This is a genomic window from Mycolicibacillus trivialis, from assembly GCF_002102395.1.
Classification (GTDB): Bacteria; Actinomycetota; Actinomycetes; order Mycobacteriales; family Mycobacteriaceae; genus Mycobacterium; species Mycobacterium triviale.
In genome coordinates this window covers 39151-58120 of sequence record NZ_LQPZ01000027.1, presented here as the reverse complement: position 1 = coordinate 58120, position 18970 = coordinate 39151, and the positions used below count along the sequence as shown (strand labels likewise).

The 18970-nt window shown below is 70.0% G+C and carries 18 protein-coding genes; all 18 read right to left on the bottom strand.

Annotated features, from left to right (window positions below; all coding sequences use genetic code 11):
* Positions 1-177: 177 nt before the first annotated feature.
* The 18 genes from nuoN to AWC30_RS10435 all read right to left on the bottom strand — a co-directional run bounded on the left by nuoN (position 178) and on the right by AWC30_RS10435 (position 18941).
* A complete protein-coding gene (gene nuoN, locus AWC30_RS10520; protein ID WP_275993627.1) occupies positions 178-1758 on the bottom strand; it encodes an NADH-quinone oxidoreductase subunit NuoN in 1581 nt (526 codons plus the stop codon).
* Positions 1755-3299 carry an NADH-quinone oxidoreductase subunit M gene (locus tag AWC30_RS10515; RefSeq protein ID WP_085110142.1) on the bottom strand — a complete coding sequence of 515 codons (1545 nt, stop codon included), beginning with the start codon at positions 3297-3299 and terminating at the stop codon, positions 1755-1757. Before AWC30_RS10515 ends, nuoN begins: the two co-directional genes overlap by 4 nt.
* The gene (gene nuoL, locus AWC30_RS10510; protein ID WP_085110141.1) at positions 3299-5221 is read right to left on the bottom strand and encodes an NADH-quinone oxidoreductase subunit L; all 1923 of its coding nucleotides are present in this window, start codon (positions 5219-5221) and stop codon (positions 3299-3301) included. The genes AWC30_RS10515 and nuoL overlap by 1 nt, the downstream gene beginning before the upstream one ends.
* Positions 5222-5229: 8 nt before the next feature.
* Positions 5230-5529 (bottom strand): NADH-quinone oxidoreductase subunit NuoK, encoded by a 300-nt coding sequence (gene nuoK / locus AWC30_RS10505; protein ID WP_085110140.1) that lies wholly within the window; start codon positions 5527-5529, stop codon positions 5230-5232.
* A complete protein-coding gene (locus AWC30_RS10500) occupies positions 5526-6335 on the bottom strand; it encodes an NADH-quinone oxidoreductase subunit J (protein WP_085110139.1) in 810 nt (269 codons plus the stop codon). Before AWC30_RS10500 ends, nuoK begins: the two co-directional genes overlap by 4 nt.
* Positions 6335-6904, bottom strand: a complete 570-nt coding sequence (gene nuoI / locus AWC30_RS10495; RefSeq protein WP_085110138.1) for an NADH-quinone oxidoreductase subunit NuoI — start codon at positions 6902-6904, stop codon at positions 6335-6337. Before nuoI ends, AWC30_RS10500 begins: the two co-directional genes overlap by 1 nt.
* Positions 6897-8165, bottom strand: coding sequence for an NADH-quinone oxidoreductase subunit NuoH (gene nuoH / locus AWC30_RS10490; protein ID WP_085110137.1), 1269 nt, complete (start codon positions 8163-8165; stop codon positions 6897-6899). Before nuoH ends, nuoI begins: the two co-directional genes overlap by 8 nt.
* Complete coding sequence (locus AWC30_RS10485) at positions 8162-10525, bottom strand: NADH-quinone oxidoreductase subunit G (protein ID WP_109562019.1); 2364 nt, start codon at positions 10523-10525, stop codon at positions 8162-8164. Before AWC30_RS10485 ends, nuoH begins: the two co-directional genes overlap by 4 nt.
* 41 nt (positions 10526-10566) lie before the next feature.
* Complete coding sequence (gene nuoF / locus AWC30_RS10480) at positions 10567-11928, bottom strand: NADH-quinone oxidoreductase subunit NuoF (RefSeq protein WP_085110135.1); 1362 nt, start codon at positions 11926-11928, stop codon at positions 10567-10569.
* Positions 11916-12704 carry an NADH-quinone oxidoreductase subunit NuoE gene (gene nuoE / locus AWC30_RS10475; protein WP_109562018.1) on the bottom strand — a complete coding sequence of 263 codons (789 nt, stop codon included), beginning with the start codon at positions 12702-12704 and terminating at the stop codon, positions 11916-11918. The genes nuoF and nuoE overlap by 13 nt, the downstream gene beginning before the upstream one ends.
* 47 nt (positions 12705-12751) lie before the next feature.
* Positions 12752-14071, bottom strand: a complete 1320-nt coding sequence (nuoD, locus tag AWC30_RS10470) for an NADH dehydrogenase (quinone) subunit D (RefSeq protein WP_085110133.1) — start codon at positions 14069-14071, stop codon at positions 12752-12754.
* On the bottom strand, positions 14071-14778 hold the full coding sequence (locus AWC30_RS10465) for an NADH-quinone oxidoreductase subunit C (protein WP_085110132.1): 708 nt from the start codon (positions 14776-14778) through the stop codon (positions 14071-14073). Before AWC30_RS10465 ends, nuoD begins: the two co-directional genes overlap by 1 nt.
* A complete protein-coding gene (locus AWC30_RS10460) occupies positions 14775-15329 on the bottom strand; it encodes a NuoB/complex I 20 kDa subunit family protein (protein WP_066851898.1) in 555 nt (184 codons plus the stop codon). Before AWC30_RS10460 ends, AWC30_RS10465 begins: the two co-directional genes overlap by 4 nt.
* Positions 15330-15340: 11 nt before the next feature.
* Positions 15341-15718: an NADH-quinone oxidoreductase subunit A gene (locus AWC30_RS10455; RefSeq protein WP_085110131.1), complete on the bottom strand. Its 378-nt coding sequence runs from the start codon at positions 15716-15718 to the stop codon at positions 15341-15343.
* Between the two features lie 160 nt (positions 15719-15878).
* Positions 15879-16289 carry an Rv3143 family two-component system response regulator gene (locus AWC30_RS10450; protein ID WP_109562017.1) on the bottom strand — a complete coding sequence of 137 codons (411 nt, stop codon included), beginning with the start codon at positions 16287-16289 and terminating at the stop codon, positions 15879-15881.
* A 62-nt stretch (positions 16290-16351) separates the two neighbouring features.
* Positions 16352-16708, bottom strand: coding sequence for a DUF6285 domain-containing protein (locus AWC30_RS17820; protein ID WP_085110129.1), 357 nt, complete (start codon positions 16706-16708; stop codon positions 16352-16354).
* Positions 16705-17688, bottom strand: coding sequence for a phosphotransferase family protein (locus tag AWC30_RS10440; protein ID WP_085110128.1), 984 nt, complete (start codon positions 17686-17688; stop codon positions 16705-16707). The genes AWC30_RS17820 and AWC30_RS10440 overlap by 4 nt, the downstream gene beginning before the upstream one ends.
* Positions 17685-18941, bottom strand: a complete 1257-nt coding sequence (locus tag AWC30_RS10435) for an acyl-CoA dehydrogenase family protein (protein ID WP_085110127.1) — start codon at positions 18939-18941, stop codon at positions 17685-17687. Before AWC30_RS10435 ends, AWC30_RS10440 begins: the two co-directional genes overlap by 4 nt.
* Positions 18942-18970 lie beyond the last annotated feature (29 nt).

The following is an 18970-nucleotide window of genomic DNA, read 5'->3' as shown; positions in this document are numbered from 1 at the left end:
GCATCCAGGGCAGCGCGGATTTGGTCCTGTGCCGCCTGGGGAGCCATCGCTGTCGCCATACCACCGACGCTAGAAACGCCGACCGACACAACCGCCGCCCACAGGGACCACCCGGTGAATCTGTGGACAAACCCCCAACTGGGGATAAACCGGCCCCGGGGAATCCCGGGCCCCGACTCAGCGCACGAACGCGGTCGCGGCGTCCACCAGGTCGAACACCGGCTGCGGCAGCACGCCGAGCAGCACGGTGACCGCGGCGCACAGCGCGATCGCGGCCTTGGCCAGCACGCCGGGGACCAGCACGCGCGGGGTGTGTTCGGAGGGCTCGGTGAAGAACATCAGCAGGATCACCCGCACATAGAAGTAGGCGGCCACGCCGCTGGCCACCACGCCGACGATCACCAGTGGCACCGCGCCGCCCTCGGCTGCCGCCTTGAACACGGCGAATTTGCTGGTGAACCCGCTGGTCAGCGGGATCCCGGCGAAGGCGAGCAAAAACAGCGAGAACATCAGCCCGACCAGAGGGGAACGCCGCCCCAGCCCCGCCCAGCGGCTCATGTCCGGCTCCTCGACGCCGTCGGCGCCGCGCACCAGGCCGACGATCGCGAACGCGCCGACCGTGGAGAAGCTGTAGGCGATCAGGTAGAACACCGTCGCCGAGACGCCGGCCGGGATCGCCGCGATCACCCCGGTGAGGATGAACCCGACGTGGGACACCGAGGAGTAGGCCAGCATCCGCTTGACGTCGGTCTGGTTCACGGCGGCGATCGTGGCGACCGCCATGGTCGCGATCGCCACCAGCCACAGCACCGGGCGCCACTGGTCGTGCATCGGCGGTAAGGCGACGTAGACCACCCGCATCAGCGCGCCGAACGCTGCGACCTTGGTCGCCGACGCCATGAACCCGGTGATCGGGGTGGGCGCGCCGACGTAGACGTCGGGGATCCAGGAGTGGAACGGCACCGCGCCGACCTTGAACAGCAGCCCCACCGCGAGCAGCGCGGCGCCCAGCAGCCCCAGCGTGTCCACCCCGCGCTCGGCGACGGTCTCGCCGATCCCGGACAGTGCCAGGGTGCCGGTGGCGCCGTAGAGCAACGCAACCCCGAACAGGAAGAACGCCGAGGAGAACGCGCCCAGCAGGAAGTATTTGAGCGCCGCCTCCTGGGACATCAGCCGCCGGTGCCGGGCGAGGCCGCAGAGCAGATACAGCGGCAACGACAGCACTTCCAGGCCGATGAACATCGTCAACAGGTCGTTGGCGGCGGGGAACACCAGCATGCCGCCGACCGAGAACAGGGTCAGCGGGAAGACCTCGGTCTGCATCACGCCGGCCTGCGTCGCCACCCGTTCCCCGGGGCTGCCGGGGAACGCCGCCCCCTGCGGGGTGAACGAGTCCAGCCCCCGCGCGGACGCGCCGGCGCCGACAGCGACACGTGCATCCGCCGTCGCCGCGGTGCGCTCCGCGACGAGGACCACGGCCATGATCGCCACCACCAGCACCGTGCCCTGGATCAGCAACACCGGTCGGTCGACGGCCACCGAGCCCAGCAGCGCTGTGCGCCCGAAGGTTTCGATCCCGCCGGCGATCACGATCAGCGCAACCAGTGCGGCGACGAGCCCGCCCAGCGACAGCGCCACCTGGGCCGGGTAGCGGTAGCGTCGCGGCGCCAGCGCCTCCACCAGCAGGCCCGCCACCGCCGCGCCGAACACGATCAGCAGCGGCAGCAGCAGGGAGTACTCGATGCTCGGTGTGCTCATCGCGATCCCTCGGCGGTCAGTGGCTGCGGGTCATGGTGGCCGGTGGTGGTCATGGTGTGCGCGACGGCCGGGTTGATCAGGTCGAGCACGGGCTTGGGGTAGAACCCGAGGAACAGCAGCAGCGCGATGAGCGGAGCGACGACCACCAGCTCACGGGGCACGAGGTCGGTCAGCCGCTCGGTGCCGCGCGCCACCGGTCCGGTCATCAGCCGCTGGTAGAGCCACAGCATGTAGATGGAGGACAGCACCAGCGCCGTCGTGCCGAACACCGCCGCCAGCCAGTACCGGTTGAACGTGCCGATCAACACCAGGAATTCACTGATGAACGGCGCCAGGCCGGGTAGCGACAGCGTCGCCATCGCCGCCACCAGGAAGGTGCCCGCCAACACCGGGGCGCGTTTCTGCACGCCGCCGTAGTCGGCGATGGACCGCGACCCGCCGTGGCGGGCGATCAGGAAACCGGCGATCAGGAACACCGCGGCGGTGGAGATGCCGTGGTTGAACATGTACAGCGTGGAACCGGATTGGCCCTGCGAGGTCATCACGAAGATGCCGAGGATGATGAACCCGAAGTGGGAGATCGAGGTGTAGGCGATCAGCCGCATGATGTCGGTCTGCCCGATCGCCACCAGCGCCCCGTAGACCACCCCGATCACCGCGAGCGTGATGATCGCCGGCCGGAAATAGGTGGACGCCTCCGGGAACAGTTGCAGGCAGTAGCGCAGCATGCCGAAGGTGCCGACCTTGTCCATCACCGCCATCATCAGCACCGCCGACGCCGGAGTGGCCTCGACCGCCGCGTCGGGCAGCCAGCGGTGGAACGGCCACAGCGGCGCCTTGATCGCGAACGCGAACATGAACCCGAGGAACAGGGCCTTGAGCACTCCGGGGTCCACCGCCGTCGAGCCGGGCTCGAACGCGGCCACCGCGGTGCGGAAGTCGAAGGTGCCGGTGCCGTGCTGGGCGGTGACCACGTAGATCCCTATCACCGCGGCCAGCATGATCAACCCACCGAACAGGTTGTACAGCAGGAACTTCAGCGCGGCCTGCGAGCGTCCGGCGCCGGTGCCGAACCCGCCGATGAGGAAGTACATCGGGATGAGCATCGCCTCGAAGAACACGTAGAACAGCAAAATGTCCAACGAGACCAGGGAGATCAGCACCATCGATTCCACGGTCAGCGTCAGCGCGACGTAGGCGTGCACGCCGCGACGACGCTGCCCGCCGTCATGCCAGCCGGCCAGCAGCAGCAGTGGCACCAGCACCGTGGTCAGCAGCACCAGCACCACCGCGATACCGTCCACGCCGAGGGTGTAGCCGGCACCGAACGACGGTATCCAGGGATGGGATTCGACGAACTGGTAGGTCTGGCCCCCGGTGTCGAAACCGGCGGTGACCACCAGTGACACGGCCAGGGCCACCAGGCTCACACCCAGCCCGACGTACTTGGCCAGGCCGGCCCGGCCGGCAGGCAACACCATCACCAGCGCCGCCCCGGCGATCGGGGCGAGCCACAACAGGGAGAGCCACGGGGCGGTCATCACAGCTGCACCGCCAAAATCACGGCGGTCAGCAGGACCGCGCCGGCCAGCATCGTCAACGCGTAGCTGCGCGCGTAGCCGGTCTGCAGGCCGCGTAGCCACGACGACATCCGTCGCACCAGCGCGGCCAGCGCGTTGACCGACCCGTCCACCGCGACGTCGTCGGCGGTGGCCAGCCCACGCGCGATGCCGTCACCGGGGCGCATGAGCAGGGCCTCGTTGACCGCGTCGCCGTAGAGGTCACGACGGGCGGCGGTGGTCAGCACCGACACGTCGGCGGGTGCGGTCGCCGGGACCGGGCGGGCGCCGTACATCCGGTAGGCCACCGCGGCCCCGGCCAGCACCACCGCGAAGGTGACCGCTCCGCTGACCCAGGCCGGCACGACGTGGTGGACCTCCACCGGCCCCAGCGGCGAAACCACCGGCTCCAGCCAGCGGGACAGGGTGTCGCCGCCGGCGAGCAACAACCCGGAGAACGCCGCCCCGATCGCCAGCACGATCATCGGCCAGGTCATCACCCGCGGCGCCTCGTGCGGATGCTGCAGGGCCTTCTCGTCGGTCACCTCGTCCGGCTCTGCGGCCCAGCGGCGCTCCCCGTGGAAGGTCATCAGCATCACCCGGGTCATGTAGAAGGCGGTGATGGCCGCACCCAGCACGGCGACTCCGCCGAGCACCGCACCGCGCACCCCGCCGGCGGCCAGCGCGGTCTCGATGATGGCGTCCTTGGACCAGAACCCGGCGAACGGCGGCACCCCGATGATCGCGAGGTAGCAGATCCCGAACGTGACGTAGGTGACCGGCAGGAAGGTGCGCAGCCCGCCGTAGCGGCGCATGTCCTGTTCGTCGTTCATCCCGTGCATCACCGCACCGGAACCCAGGAACAGGCCGGCTTTGAAAAAGCCGTGGGTGAGCAGGTGCAGAATCGCGAACGCGTAGCCGGCCGCTCCCAGCCCGGCCGCCAGCACCATGTAGCCGATCTGACTGATCGTCGAGGCCGCCAGGGCGCGTTTGATGTCGTCCTTGGCGCAGCCGATGATCGCGCCGAACAGCAGCGTGGCCGCCCCGACCACGACGACGGCGAGGCGGGCGTCGCCGGACAGGTCGAAGATCGGCCCGGACCGCACGATCAGGTACACCCCGGCGGTGACCATGGTCGCGGCGTGGATCAGCGCCGACACCGGCGTCGGACCCTCCATCGCGTCGAACAGCCAGGCCTGCACCGGGATCTGGGCGGATTTGGCGCACGCGCCGAGTAACAGCAGCAGCCCGATCGCTGCGAGCATGCCGCGCGAGGCGCCCGGTGCGGCGGTGAACACCTCGTCGTAAGACAAAGTGCCGAACGCGGCGAACATCGCGAACATCGCCAGAGCGAGGCCGAAGTCGCCGACCCGGTTGGAGACGAACGCCTTCTTGCCCGCCGTCGCCGCGGTGGGACGGACGTACCAGAACCCGATCAGGAGGTAGGAGGCCAGCCCCACCCCTTCCCAACCCAGGTAGAGCACCAGGTAGTTGTCGGCGACCACCAGCAGCAGCATCGCGGCGACGAACAGGTTGAGGTAGGCGAAGAAGCGCCGCCGGTCGGTGTCGGCGGCCATGTACCCGATCGAGTAGAGGTGGATCAGCGCACCGACCCCGGTGATCAGCAGCACGAAACAGATCGACAGCGGGTCGATCAGCAACCCGAAGTCCACCTGCAGCTCGGCGACCGGGACCCAACTGAACAGGGTGCTGTGCAGCGCCCGGTCGGCGGAGTCGCGGCCCAGCAACTCCGCCAGCAGAACCAGGCCGATCCCGAAGGAGCCGAGGACGGTGGCGCAACCCAGCAGGTGTCCCCACCGGTCGCTGCGCCGGCCGGCGAGCAACAGCAACAGCGCCCCGGCCGAGGGCAGCGCCACCAGAAGCGCACTGAGCGTGGATGTCATCGGCGCCCTCAGCCCTTGAGCAGGTTCACGTCGTCGACCGAAGCCGATCTGCGGGCACGGAAGATGGTCATGATGATCGCCAGGCCCACCACCACCTCGCAGGCGGCGACCACCATGGTGAAGAACGCCACGACCTGGCCGTCGAGTTGGCCGTGGTGGCGGGCGAAGGTGACGAACGCCAGGTTGGCCGCGTTGAGCATCAACTCGATGCACATGAACATGACCAGCGCGTTGCGCCGCAACAACACTCCGGCGGCGCCGATGGTGAACAACAGCGCCGACAGGTAGAGGTAGTTATCCGGGTTCAACGGGGTTCCTCCTCGCCGGTGGACGTCGAACCGGTGGCCGGCCTGGCGTTGCCCGAGCGGGCCACGGTGCGCTGGGCGAGCACCGAGGGCACCGACAGGTCGGAGAACGAGCCGTCGGGCAGCAGAGCCGCCACATCGACGGCGTTGTGGCGGGCGTAGACCCCCGGTGTCGGCATCGGGGTGGGGTGCCCGCCGGCCCGGAACCGCCGGATCGACAGTTCGCGCTGGGTGGGCCGCGGGACCAGCCGCTCCCGGTGTGCCAGCACCATCGCCGCGAGCACCGCGGTGATCAGCAGCGCACCGGTGAGTTCGAACGCCCACAGGTAGCGGCTGAAGATCAGCTCGGCCAGCCCCTCGACGTTGTTTTGCCCGGCGGTCGGGCTCGCGGCGACGGGGGCGGTCAGATGCGTGGCCGCCGCCCCGATCCCGGCGATCAGCAGCACCCCGAACCCGAGGCCGGCGGCGATCGAGGCGACCCGCTGCCCGCGCAGCGTCTCCACCAGCGATTCCGCGGAGTCCACGCCGATGAGCATCATGACGAACAGGAACAGCATCATCACCGCGCCGGTGTAGACGACGATCTGCACCACCCCGAGGAACATCGCGTCCTGCAGGAAGTAGAACACCGCCAGAATCAGCATCGTCATCGCCAGGAACAGTGCGGAGTACACCGCCTTGGCCGCGGCGACCACCCCGACCGCGCCGACCACCGCGAGCACGCCGAGCAACCAGAACGTCACGGCCTCACCGGTGCTGGTGCGGGTGATCGGTTCGGCGGCCTGCGCCATCGCGGTGGCGATCGTCATCAGGCCCGGCCCTGTCGAACCCGGTCGAGCATCGCGAACAAGTCGGGGTTGTCCTGCAATCCGTCGGCGGTGACGTTGCCCAGGTAGTAGTCCTTGTCGGTGGCGCCGGGGGGCATCGGGTGCGGCGGCGCGGTCATCCCGGTCTCCAGCGGTGCGAGCAGTTGCTCACGTTCCCAGATCATGTCGGCCCGGTTGTCCGCGGCGATCTCATAGTCGTTGGTCATCGTCAGCGCGCGGGTGGGGCAGGCCTCGACGCAGTAGCCGCAGCCGATACAGCGCAGGTAGTTGATCTGGTACACCCGCCCGTAGCGTTCGCCGGGGGAGTAGCGCTCCTCGTCGGTGTTGTCGGCGGCCTCCACGTAGATGGCGTCGGCGGGGCAGGCCCAGGCGCACAACTCGCAGCCGATGCACTTCTCCAGCCCGTCCGGGTGCCGGTTGAGGCGGTGCCTGCCGTGGAAGCGTTTGGCGGTGGGCTTCTTCTGCTCCGGGTAGCCGTCGTTGATCGGCTTCTTGAACATCGTCGACAGCGTCACGCCGAACCCGGCGAGGGCGTCGGTGAACTTAGCCATGGATCTCCTCCTTGCTCACCACGGCGTCGCGCCGAGGGGCCGGCGCGGCGGGCAGCGGCGGCACCGGGAACCCGTCGCCGGGTGCCGGTGAGCCGGAAATCGTTGTGTCGCTGCGGTCCCGGCGCGGCTCGTCGCCGCGCACCGCGCTGAACCGCCGATGCAGGAACGCGACCAAACCCAGCGCGGTGACGGCGCTGAGCGCGGCCAGCACCGGTGTCCAGTGCGGGTAGCCGTCGTTGCGCAGGCTGCGGATCACCGCGGCGGCCATCACCCACAGCAGGGCGGTGGGGATGAGGATCTTCCAGCCCAGCGCCATGAACTGGTCGTAGCGCAACCGGGGCAGGGTGGCGCGCAGCCAGATGTAGACGAACAGCAGGCCCCACACCTTCGCGGTGAACCACAGCACCGGCCACCAACCCGTGTTGGCGCCGTCGATCATGTTGACCGGCCAGGGCGCGTGCCAGCCGCCCAGGAAGATGGTGACGGCCACCGCCGAGACGGTGGTCATGTTGATGTACTCGCCGAGGAAGAACATCGCGAACTTCAACGAGGAGTACTCGGTGTGGAACCCGCCGACCAGTTCGCCCTCCGCCTCCGGCAGGTCGAACGGGGCGCGGTTGGTCTCCCCGACCATCGCGGTCAGATAGACCAGGAACGACGGCAGCAGCAGGAAGACGAACCACACCCGGTCCTGGGCCGCGACGATGCCCGAGGTGGACATGGTGCCGGCGTAGAGGAAGACCGCCGCGAACGCCAGGCCCATCGCGACTTCGTAGGAGATCACCTGCGCGGTGGAGCGGATCCCGCCCAGCAGCGGATAGGTGGAGCCCGACGACCAGCCGGCCAGGATGATCCCGTACACCCCGACCGAGGACATCGCCAGCACGAACAGCACCGCCACCGGCAGGTCGGTGACCTGCAGCGCGGTGCGGTGGCCGAACACGCTGACCTCCGGGCCGAACGGGATCACCGCGAACGCGGTGATCGCCGGGATCACCGAGATGACCGGCGCCAGGGTGTAGATCACCCGGTCGGCATCGGTGGGCATGATGCCCTCCTTGAGGGCGAGCTTGATCCCGTCGGCCAGGCTCTGCAGCCACCCGCGCGGGCCGACGCGGTTGGGGCCGGGCCGCATCTGCATGTGGCCCAGCACTTTCCGTTCGATGACGATCGCGAACAGCACGGTCAGCAACAGGTAGACGAAGACGGCCAGCGCCTTGGCGACGATCAGCCACCACACGTCGTTGCCGAATCCGGTCACCGGGCCCGCTCCTCTCCGGTGTGGATCTGCACCGTCGCACCGGCGGTCACGCCCAGCCCGCGGTGCACCGCCGAGCCGGGTGAGTTCATCGGCAGCCACACCACCCGTTCGGGCATGACGGTGACGACCAGAGGCAGGGTGATCGCACCGGCGTCGGTGGCGACCGTCACCGGGTCACCGTCGGCGGCGCCGATCTCATCGGCGGTCGCGGCGCCCAGCCGCACCACCGGGGTGCGCGCGGTGCCGGCCAGGTTGGGCTCCCCGTCCTGCATCCGGCCGGCGTCGAGCAGCATCCGCCAGCTGGCCAGCACCGCCTCCCCGCGGCCGGGGGCCGGGGCGGCGCCGGCGGCCACGGTGGGCGAGGCCGCTCGGGGGCCGGCCCAGCCGCCCAGCGCTTGCAGTTCCGCGTGGGCGTCGGCGGCGCCGCCCAGCCCGAGCGGGGTGCCCATCTCCTCGGCGATCGTGTCGAGCACCCGAAGGTCCGGCAGCGCGCCGGTGTCGGCCAGGGCGGCGCCGAAGCGCCGAGACCGGCCCTCCCAGTTGACGAACGTGCCGGCCTTCTCCACCGCAGGCGCCACCGGGAACACCACGTCGGCACGGTCGGTGACCTCGCTGTGGCGCAGTTCCAGGCTGACCAGGAACCCGACGGCGTCGAGCGCGGCCAAGGCTGCGGCCGGGTCGGCCAGATCGGCCGGCTCGACACCGCCGACCAGCAGCGCACCCAGCTCACCGGCGGCGGCTGCCGCCAGGATCGCGGTGGTGTCGCGCCCGGAGGGTGCCGGGAGTTCGCCCCAGACCGCGGCCAGCTGGGAGCGCGCGTCGGGATCGGTCATCGGCCGGCCGCCGGGCAGCAGCCCGGCCAGGGCACCGGCCTCCAGCGCCCCGCGCTCCCCGGCGCGACGCGGCACCCAGCCCAGCCGTGCCCCGGTGGCCTCGGCCAGCCGCACCGCCGCCGACAGGCCGCCGGGGCTGACCGCGAGCCGTTCCCCGGCCAGCAGGACCGCGCCGGGTCGGCGCAGCAGCGCGCCGAGTTCACCGTCATGCAGGCCGTCGAGGGCGGCGGCCTCCGCGCCCGGCGCGGTCGGGATCAGGGTGCCGAACATCTTCTCCAGGCCCCGGTCGGCGAACGGCGCGATCGAGAAGACCCGGGTCTCGTTCTTGCGGGCGGCTTTACGCAACCGCAGGAAGACGATCGGGGACTCCTCCTCGGGTTCGAAACCGACCAGCACGACCACCGGTGCGCTCTCCAACGCCTGGTAGTCCAGGTCGACGCCGGTTCCGGCGATGCGGGCGCTGAGGAACGCCGTCTCCTCCGCCGAGTGCGGCCGGGCCCGGAAGTCGATGTCGTCGCTGCCGGCCGCCACCCGGGCGAACTTGGCGTAACCGTAGGCGTCCTCGACGGTCGAGCGCCCGCCGACCAGCACACCGGTGCGGCCGCGGGCGGCGGCCAGGCCCCGGGCCGCCAGCGCCAGCGCGTTCGGCCAGGAGGTCGGCGTCAGCACCCCGGTGTCGTCGCGGGCCAGTGGGGTGGTGATGCGGTCGCGTTGCCGAGTGTAGGTGAACGCCCAGCGGCCCTTGTCGCAGTTCCACTCCTCGTTGACTTCCGGGTCGTCTCCGGCCATCCGGCGCATCACCTTGCCGCGCCGGTGGTCGGTGCGCTGTGAGCAGCCGGAGGCGCAGTGCTCGCAGACGCCGGGGGTGGAGACCAGGTCGAACGGTCGCGCCCGGAACCGGTAGGACGAGCCGGTGAGCGCGCCGACCGGGCAGATCTGCACGGTGTTGCCGGAGAAGTAGGAGTCGAACGGCTCGTCCTCGTAGATGCCGACCTGTTGCAGCGCACCGCGGTTCATCATCTCGATGAACACGTCACCGGCGATCTCGTTGGCGAACCGGGTGCAGCGTGCGCACAGGATGCAGCGGTCGCGGTCCAGTAGCACCTGCGAGGAGATGTTGATCGGCTTGGGGTAGACCCGCTTGGCCTCCTCGAAGCGGGTCTCGGTGCGGCCGTGGCTCATCGCCTGGTTCTGCAGTGGACATTCCCCGCCCTTGTCGCAGGTCGGGCAGTCCAGCGGGTGGTTGATCAGCAGCAGTTCCATCACCAGATGCTGGGCCCGGTCGGCCTCTTCGGACGTGTGCTGGGTGCGCACCACCATGCCGTCGGCACCGGCCACCGCGCAGGACGGCTGCGGTTTGCGCTGGCCCTCAACCTCGACCAGGCACTGTCGGCACCAGGCCACCGGGTCCAGCAGTGGGTGGTCGCAGAACCGGGGGATCTCGATGCCGATCTGCTCGGCCGCCCGGATGATCAGCGTGCCCTTGGGCACGGTGACCTTCTGGTCGTCGATGGTGAACGTCACCATCTCCGGGCGGCGACCGTCGGCCGAGGGCTGATCCGCTGCGGTCACGGGGTTCCTCCCTCGGGGTGGGAGCCGGTGTCGGGACGGGAGCCGGTCTGGGGGACGAACATGCTCGCCTTCGGGTCGAACGGACAGCCACCCTGCTCGACGTGGGCGATGTACTCGTCGCGGAAATACTGGATCGAGGACTGCACCGGCATCGCGGCACCGTCACCCAACGCGCAGAACGACTTCCCGAACAGCACATCGGCGATGTCGAGCAGGGTGTCGAGGTCCTCGCGGGTGCCGCGCCCGGTCTCCAGCCGCTCGTAGATCGGCACCAGCCAGTAGGTGCCCTCCCGGCACGGGGTGCACTTGCCGCAGGACTCGTGTTTGTAGAACTCCGACCAGCGACGTGCGGCCCGCACCACACAGGTGGTCTCGTCGAAGATCTGCAGCGCCTTGGTGCCGAGCATCGACCCGGCCGAGGCCATGCCCTCGTAGTCCAGCGGAACGTCGAGGTGTTCCTCGGTCAGCAACGGTGTCGACGACCCGCCGGGGGTCCAGAACTTCAGCTTGTGGCCGTTGCGGACACCACCGGCGTACTCCAGCAACTCGCGCAGGGTGATGCCCAGCGGCGCCTCGTACTGGCCGGGCCGGTTGACGTGCCCGGACAGCGAATACAGGGTGAAACCGGGGGATTTCTCGCTGCCCATCAACCGGAACCAGTCCACCCCGTGGGCCAGGATCGACGGCACGCTCGCGATGGACTCGACGTTGTTGACCACCGTCGGGCAGCCGTAGAGACCGGAGACGGCCGGGAACGGCGGGCGCAGCCGCGGCTGCCCGCGGTTGCCTTCCAGCGAGTCGATGAGGGCGGTCTCCTCACCGCAGATGTAGGCGCCGGCGCCGGCGTGCACCACCACGTCCAGGTCGAAGCCGGACCCGCCGATGTCGCGGCCCAGATAGCCGGCCGCGTAGGCCTCCTCCACCGCGCCGCGCAGCCGCCGAAGGATCGGCAGCACCTCGCCGCGCACGTAGATGAAGGCTCGGTTGGCCCGGATCGCGTAGCAGCAGATGACGATGCCCTCGATCAGGGTGTGCGGGCTGGCCAGCAGCAGCGGCATGTCCTTGCAGGTGCCCGGCTCCGATTCGTCGGCGTTGACCAGCAGGTAGTGCGGTTTGGCCGCCGCTCCCTCGTTGCCCTGCGGCACGAACGACCACTTGGTGCCGGTGGAGAATCCGGCGCCGCCGCGGCCTCGCAGGCCGGAGCGTTTCACGATGTCGATGACGGTGTCGGGGTCGGTGTCCAGCGCGGCGCGCAGACCGCGGTAGCCGTCGTGACGCAGGTAGGTCTCCAGCGTCCACGATTCGGGTTCGTCCCAGTGGCCGCTGAGCACCGGGGTCAGCGGGGTCAGGTATGCCATCGGCGGTCCTCGGTGGCGGTCGCCGACGGCGGCGGCGCCGCCATCAGCCGGTTGCGGGCCTCGTGCAGGCCGGCCAGGGTGGCCGCGCCCGGCCCGCCCTGCCCCTCGTCGGGCCGCTCGTCGGGGAAGCCGGCCAGAAACCGCGAGGTCTGCCGGAACCCGCAGACCGGCTGGCCGCGGGTGGGCACGACGGTCTCCTCGGAGCGCAGCGCGTCGACCAGTTGCCGGGCGGACTCCGGGGTCTGCTGGTCGAAGAATTCCCAGTTGACCATCATCACCGGTGCGTAGTCGCACGCGGCGTTGCACTCCACGTGCTGCAGGGTGATCGCGCCGTCGGCGGTGGTGCCCTCGTCGTCGACGCCGAGGTGGTCCTTGAGGGCGTCGAGGATGGCGTCGCCGCCCATCACCGCGCACAGCGTGTTGGTGCAGACCCCGACCAGGTACTCCCCGGTGGGGGCGCGCCGGTACATCGAGTAGAACGACGCGACCGCGGCGACCTGCGCGTTGGTCAGGTCGAGCTGCTCGGCGCAGAAGGCCAGCCCGGCGGGGGTGAGGTAGCTGTCCTCGGCCTGCACCAGGTGCAGCAGCGACAGGATGGCCGATTTCGGGTGCGGATAGCGGGCGATGATCTGTTCGGCGTCGGCGGCCAGCCGGGCCCGGACCTCCTCGGGGTAGGACGTGGGCGCACCCGGGTGGTTGAACTGGTTGGGCTCCTCGGGCGGCGGGCCGAGTTGCAGGAAGACCCGCTCGCCGCCGGTGCCCGCGGTCGGCGGCATGAGCCGGCCGCGGCCGGTCTTGTTCGGCGGGGTCTGGGCGGCGTCGCTCATCGGTCCACCCCGCCCATGACCGGGTCGATGCTGGCGACCGCAGCGATCACGTCGGCGACCAGTCCGCCTTCGCACATCGCCGCCACCGCCTGCAGGTTGGTGAACGACGGATCGCGGTAGTGCACCCGGTAAGGCCGGGTGCCGCCCGCACTGACCATGTGTACCCCCAACTCGCCGCGCGGTGACTCCACCGAGACGAACACCTGCCCCGGCGGGACCCACAGGTCCTCGGTGACGCGTTTGAAGTGGTGGATCAGCCCCTCCATGGAGTGGCCCATGATCCAGCCGATGTGCTCTGGGGAGTTGCCCAGCCCGTCGGGGCCGACGGTGAGGTCGGCGGGCCAGGCGATCTTGCGGTCCTCGACCATGACCGGCCCGGGTCGCAACCGGTCCAGGCACTGTTCGACGATCTTCAGCGACTGCTTCATCTCCTCGATGCGGATCAGGTAGCGGCCGTAGGCGTCGCAGCCGTCGTCGGTGATCACGTCGAACTCGTAATCCTCGTAGCCGCAGTAGGGTTCGGTGCGGCGCAGGTCGTAGGGCAGGCCGGTGGAGCGCAACACCGGACCGGTGATGCCCAGCGCCATGCACCCGGTCAGGTCCAGATAGCCCACGCCCTTGGTGCGGGCCTTCCAGATGTAGTTCTCGGTGAGCAGCCCCTCGATGTCGGCGAGCCGTTTGGGCATCAGGTCCAGGAAGTCCCGGATCTGCGGGACCGCCTCGTCGGGCAGGTCGGCGACGACGCCGCCGGGACGCACGTACTGGTGGTTCATCCGCAGGCCGGTGATCGTCTCGAAGATGTCGAGCACCAATTCGCGTTCCCGGAAGCCGTAGAGCATGGCCGACAGTGCGCCGAGCTCCATGCCGCCGGTGGCGATCGCGACCAGGTGCGAGGAAATCCGGTTGAGTTCCATCAGCAGTACCCGGATGACGGTGGCGCGTTCGGGGATGTCGCCGGTGATGTCGAGCAGTTTCTCCACGCCCAGGCAGAACGCGACCTCGTTGAAGAACGGAGAGAGGTAATCCATCCGGGTCACGAACGTGACCCCCTGCGACCAGTAGCGGTACTCCAGGTTCTTCTCGATCCCGGTGTGCAGGTAGCCGATACCGCACCGAGCCTCCGTGACGGTCTCGCCCTCGAGCTCCAGGATCAGCCGCAGCACCCCGTGCGTCGACGGGTGCTGCGGGCCCATGTTGACCACGATGCGCTCGCCGGGGTCGGCGGCGTGGGCGGCGTCGACGATGTCGTTCCAGTCCTGTCCGCCGAGGTTGAGGACGGTCTCCCGGCGGCCGTCCGGTGTGGTGGAGGCGGTCATCAGGTGTAGGCCCTCCGCTCGTCGGGAGGCGGGATGGTGGCGCCTTTGTACTCCACCGGGATGCCGCCGAGCGGGTAGTCCTTGCGCTGCGGGTGGCCGTGCCAGTCGTCGGGCATCGCGATGCGGGTCAGGGCCGGGTGGCCGTCGAAGACGATGCCGAAGAAGTCGTAGGTCTCCCGCTCGTGCCAGTCGGTGGTCGGGTAGATGGAGAACAGTGACGGGATATGCGGATCGGCATCCGGCGCAGCGACTTCCAGGCGGATTCTGCGGTTGTGGGTGATCGAGCGCAGCGGGTACACCGCGTGCAGCTCCCGGCCGGTGTCCTCGGGGTAGTGCACGCCGCTGACCCCCAGGCTCAACTCGAAACGCAGATCCGGGTCGTCGCGCAGCAGCCGGGCCACCGTGGGCAACCGGTCGCGCATGATGTAGAGGGTCAGCTCGTCGTGGTGGACGACGACGTTCTCCACGGCGTCGTCGACGTGGATGTCCTCGCGCTGCAGGGCCTCGGTGAGGGAATCGACCACGGCGTCGAAGTAGCCGCCGTAGGGCCGCTGGCTGCGGCCGGGGAAGGCGATCTCGCGCACCAGACCGCCGTAGCCGGAGGTGTCCGGGCTGCCGGCGGCGCCGAACATGCCGCGGCGCACCCCGATCACCTCGCCGGCCTCGGGGCTGTATCCGGTGGTCGGGTTCTCGTCGTGGTCGCTCACCGCAGCAGCCCCTTCATCTGCCAGGTGGACGGCGCGGCGAGCGCGGCGGCTTCGGTTTCGCTGATCGCCCGTTCGCGGTTGACCCCGAGCGGCATCTCCTGAATCTTCTCGTGCAGCTTGAGGATCGCGTACATCAGCATCTCCGGACGGGGCGGGCAGCCGGGCAGGTAGATGTCGACGGGGACGACGTGGTCGACGCCCTGCACGATCGCGTAGTTGTTGAACATGCCTCCGGAGGAGGCGCACACCCCCATCGACAGCACCCATTTGGGTTCGACCATCTGGTCGTAGATCTGGCGCAGCACCGGCGCCATCTTCTGGCTGACCCGGCCCGCCACGATCATCAGGTCGGCCTGGCGCGGTGATGCGCGGAAGACCTCCATCCCGAACCGGGAGAGGTCGTAATCGGGTGCCATCGTTGACATCATCTCGATCGCGCAGCACGCCAGCCCGAACGTCGCCGGCCACAGTGAGCCCTTGCGGAAGTACCCGGCCAGGGACTCCACGGTGGACAGCAGCAGACCGCTGGGCAGTTGCTCTTCGATGCCCATGTGCGACCTCCTTAATCCCAGCTCAGACCGCCCCTGCGCCAGACGTAGGCGTAGGCGACGAGGACGACCGTGACGAACAGCCCCATCTCGGCGAGGGCGAACACCCCCAGGCGGTCATAGGCGACCGCCCACGGGTAGAGGAAGACGATCTCGATGTCGAAGACGATGAACAGCATCGCGGTCAGGTAGTACTTGATCGGGAACCGCTGCCCGGCGGCGGCGTGCGGGCCGCTCACCGGCTGGTCGGTCGGTTCGATGCCGCATTCGTAGGCTTCGAGTTTCGCGCGGTTGTAGCGGGAGGGCCCCACCACTCTGGCCGCGACCACCGATACCACCGCGAAAGCGGCCGCCAGGGCACCGAGAGCCAGAATGGGGGTGTAGAGGGTCATGCCGCAGCAGCACCTCCTCACGGCGTCCGTGTGTGGGCTTTCCCCGAGCCTAGGGTGGTGTGGGCTGCCCCATGCTCGGATCCAACTGTGAACTAGGCCACAGCCTAGCCACGTCGTCGGGTGGCCACGATTGTTTCCGGGCAGACGGCGCGCCGCGGACTCAGCCGGTCGGGCTCGACTCGGTGCGCAGCATCGACAGCACGGTGCGGCCCAGCAGGATCGGGTCGATCGGGTGTGGCAGCGCCACTTCGGCGCGCGACCATTTGGCCAGCCAGGCATCGTCGGGCCTGCCGGTGAGCAACAGCACCGGCGGGCACGGGTCGACCTCGTCCTTGAGTTGCTTGGCGACGCCCATCCCGCCCGCCGGGGTGGCCTCGCCGTCGAGGATGACCAGGTCGATCCCGCCCGCGTCGACCTCGCGGACGACGACCGGTGCGGTCGCGACCTCCAGATAGCTCAGCGGCGGCAGATCCGGGTGCAGCCGGTCGCCCAGCGCGGACAGCACCTGCGCGCGGGTGGCGGCGTCGTCGCTGTACACCAGGATCCGCAGCGGATCGGAGGGGGACACGATGCCGATGCTACTGCGCGGCGGGGCAGGATTCGGCGCAATCGGCGGCCGGGACGGTGCGAGCGCTACGGCGAGGTCCGGTCGTAGCCGGGGTGGGCGACCGCCAGCCGTTCGGTGACCAGCGCGCGCAGGCAGGCGGCGACCTCGCCGTCGCGGCCGTCGAGATCACCGGCCCGGATCGCGGCGGCCAGCGTGGCCTCGTCGGGGTAGCCGAGGGCGGCAAGCGCGGCGTGGGCACGGGCGGCGCCGGCCTCACCGTGGTCGAGTTCGCGCTGCACGATCCGCAGTGCGTTGGCGGCCACCCGGGCCTGGAAGCGCGTCGCGCCGCCGGTCTCCTCGGACGTCACCAGGGTGTCGAGGAATTCGGCGGTGGCGGCTACCAGTTCGGCCGCGGTGGGCCGGCCGTAGAGTTCGGCGCTCATCGTTGATCCTCCCCGTCGAGCAGGTCGAGCAGGTCCCATTCGGTCTCGGCGACCCGGCGTCCCACCGCGGCCAACTCCACCGACCGGGCGATCCCGGTCAGGTGACGGTGGGCCTGGTAGCGGCAGATCACCCCCCAGCGCAGCGTCGCCAGCACCAGCCACCAGCGGAACCGGGACCGCTCGACGCTGACCCCGGCGGCAGTCTCGTAGGCGCGTAGGAAGTCCTCGATGTCGCCCAGCCCGCCGGCGGCGGCCGGGGCGCCGAACCGCCACGCCCGGATGCAGAACCAGGCCAGGTCCTCGGTGGGGTCACCCAGGTGGGTCAGCTCCCAGTCCAGCACGGCGGCCAGACCGGTGTCGTCGACGATCAGGTTGCCCATTCGGAAGTCGCCGTGCACCAGCACCGGCGGCACGTCGGCGGGACGGCGGGCGGCCAGCCGCCGAAATGCCCACTCGAAGGTGGCGGTGGTGTCGCCCATCGCGTCGAGTTGGTCGCGCCACAACGCCAACTGATCCTGTTGCTCACCGCCCGCAGCCGCGGGGTCGGCGCGGTGGATGGCGGCCAGCGCCTCGGCGCACTGGGTGAGCAGGGCCGACCGGTCGGCGGCCGTGTCGGGAGCGTCGAGGCGGCGGAAGATCCGCCGCACGATGGTCTCCCCGGCGATGGCGTCGCAGACCAGGAACGGGTTGCCCAGCGCGGCGGTGGAGTTGTCGGCGACCAGGACCGTGGGCACCGGGGCGCCGGCCGCCGCCGCGGCCGATTGGGCGCGGGCCTCGGCGGCCATGCTGGCGTGGTGTTCCTCGGCCGGCCCGATGCGCAGGATCAGCGCGCGGCGGCCGGCGCCGGTCACCGCGTCGAACGACCAGGTGGTGCGGCTGGCGCCGCCGGACAGCAACCGGAGGTCCTCGATCCGGGCTGCGCCCAGCGTCGGCTCGAGCACTTCGGGCAGCGCGGCCGCCAGCCGGTCGCCTGCGCTCATCGGCGGGACCGGCCGAAGCCGAACAGGCGCTGCGCCACCCGCCGGATCTGGATCTCCTCGGCGCCCTCGGTGATCCGGTAGCGGCGGTGGTGGCGGTAGATGTGCTCGAAGGGCTCGTGGCGGCTGTAGCCCAGCCCGCCGAAGGTCTGCATGGCCTGGTCGGCGGCGTTGCAGACCAGGCGGTTGGCGCGGTAGTTGGCCATCGACACCTTGTCGGAGACCTCGAGGTGGTGGTCGTGGTCCAGGTGCCAGGCGGCGTAGTAGACCAGCAGTCGCACCATCTGCGCTTCGGTGTGCAGTTCGGCAAGAGGCCACTGGACCGCCTGGTTGACCGCCAGTGGCTTGCCGAACACGACCCGTTCGCGGGCGTAGTCGGCGGCCCGGTCGATGCAGTACTGGGCCGCGCCCAGGCTGGATGCGGCCTGCCGGATCCGGTTCTCGTGCAGGAAGGTCTGGGCGACCTCCAGGCCGTGGTCGACCTCGCCGAGCACCGCGTCGGCGCCGACGGTGACGTCGCGCAGTTCGACCTCGCCGTGGTCGCTGGGCATGTTGAACGTCCACCAGTAGAACGGCACGCTGAATCCGGGTGTGTCGGTGGGAACCAGGAACGCGGTGATGCCGGTGGCCGAGCCCGGCTCACCGGAGGTGCGGGCGAAGATCAGGTCGTGGCTGGCGCGGTGCACGCCGGTGTTCCACCGCTTGGTGCCGTTGATCACCCAGCCCGCGTCGTCGCCCGAACCGGTGCGCTCGGCGCGGGTCTCCAGCCAGGTGGCGTCCGAGCCGTGGCCGGGTTCGGAGAGCCCGAACGCCATCGACCGCTCCCCGGTGATCAGCGCCTCGGAGAACTCGCGGCGCTGCGCGTCGGTGCCGAACCGCTCCATCATGATCACCTGCGGGAAGTTGCCGACGATGGAGGATTCGTCCTGCAGATCGTTGTGCAGCCCCAAGCCCTTGTGCGCCAGGTGTTCCCGGATGACCGCCATGTCCAGGTTGCTGCCGTCGCGCCCCCCGACCGAGGCGGGCAGCGAGTAGCGCAGCCAGCCGGCCGCGTCGGCGCGGCGACGCATCTCATCGAGCAGGTCTTCCCACTCCCGCGCCGGGATCCCTCCGTTGTCGACGTCGGTGCGGGCGAACTCGCGGCGCTCGTCGAAGTACTGCATGTTCTCGGCCTGCAGTGGGGCGATCTCGGCCTCGATGAAGGCGTCCATTTCGGCGAGCAGCCCGGGCAGGTGGTCGGGCAGGGTGAAGTCCACGGCGGGATTCCTTTCGTCGACTGCGCCGG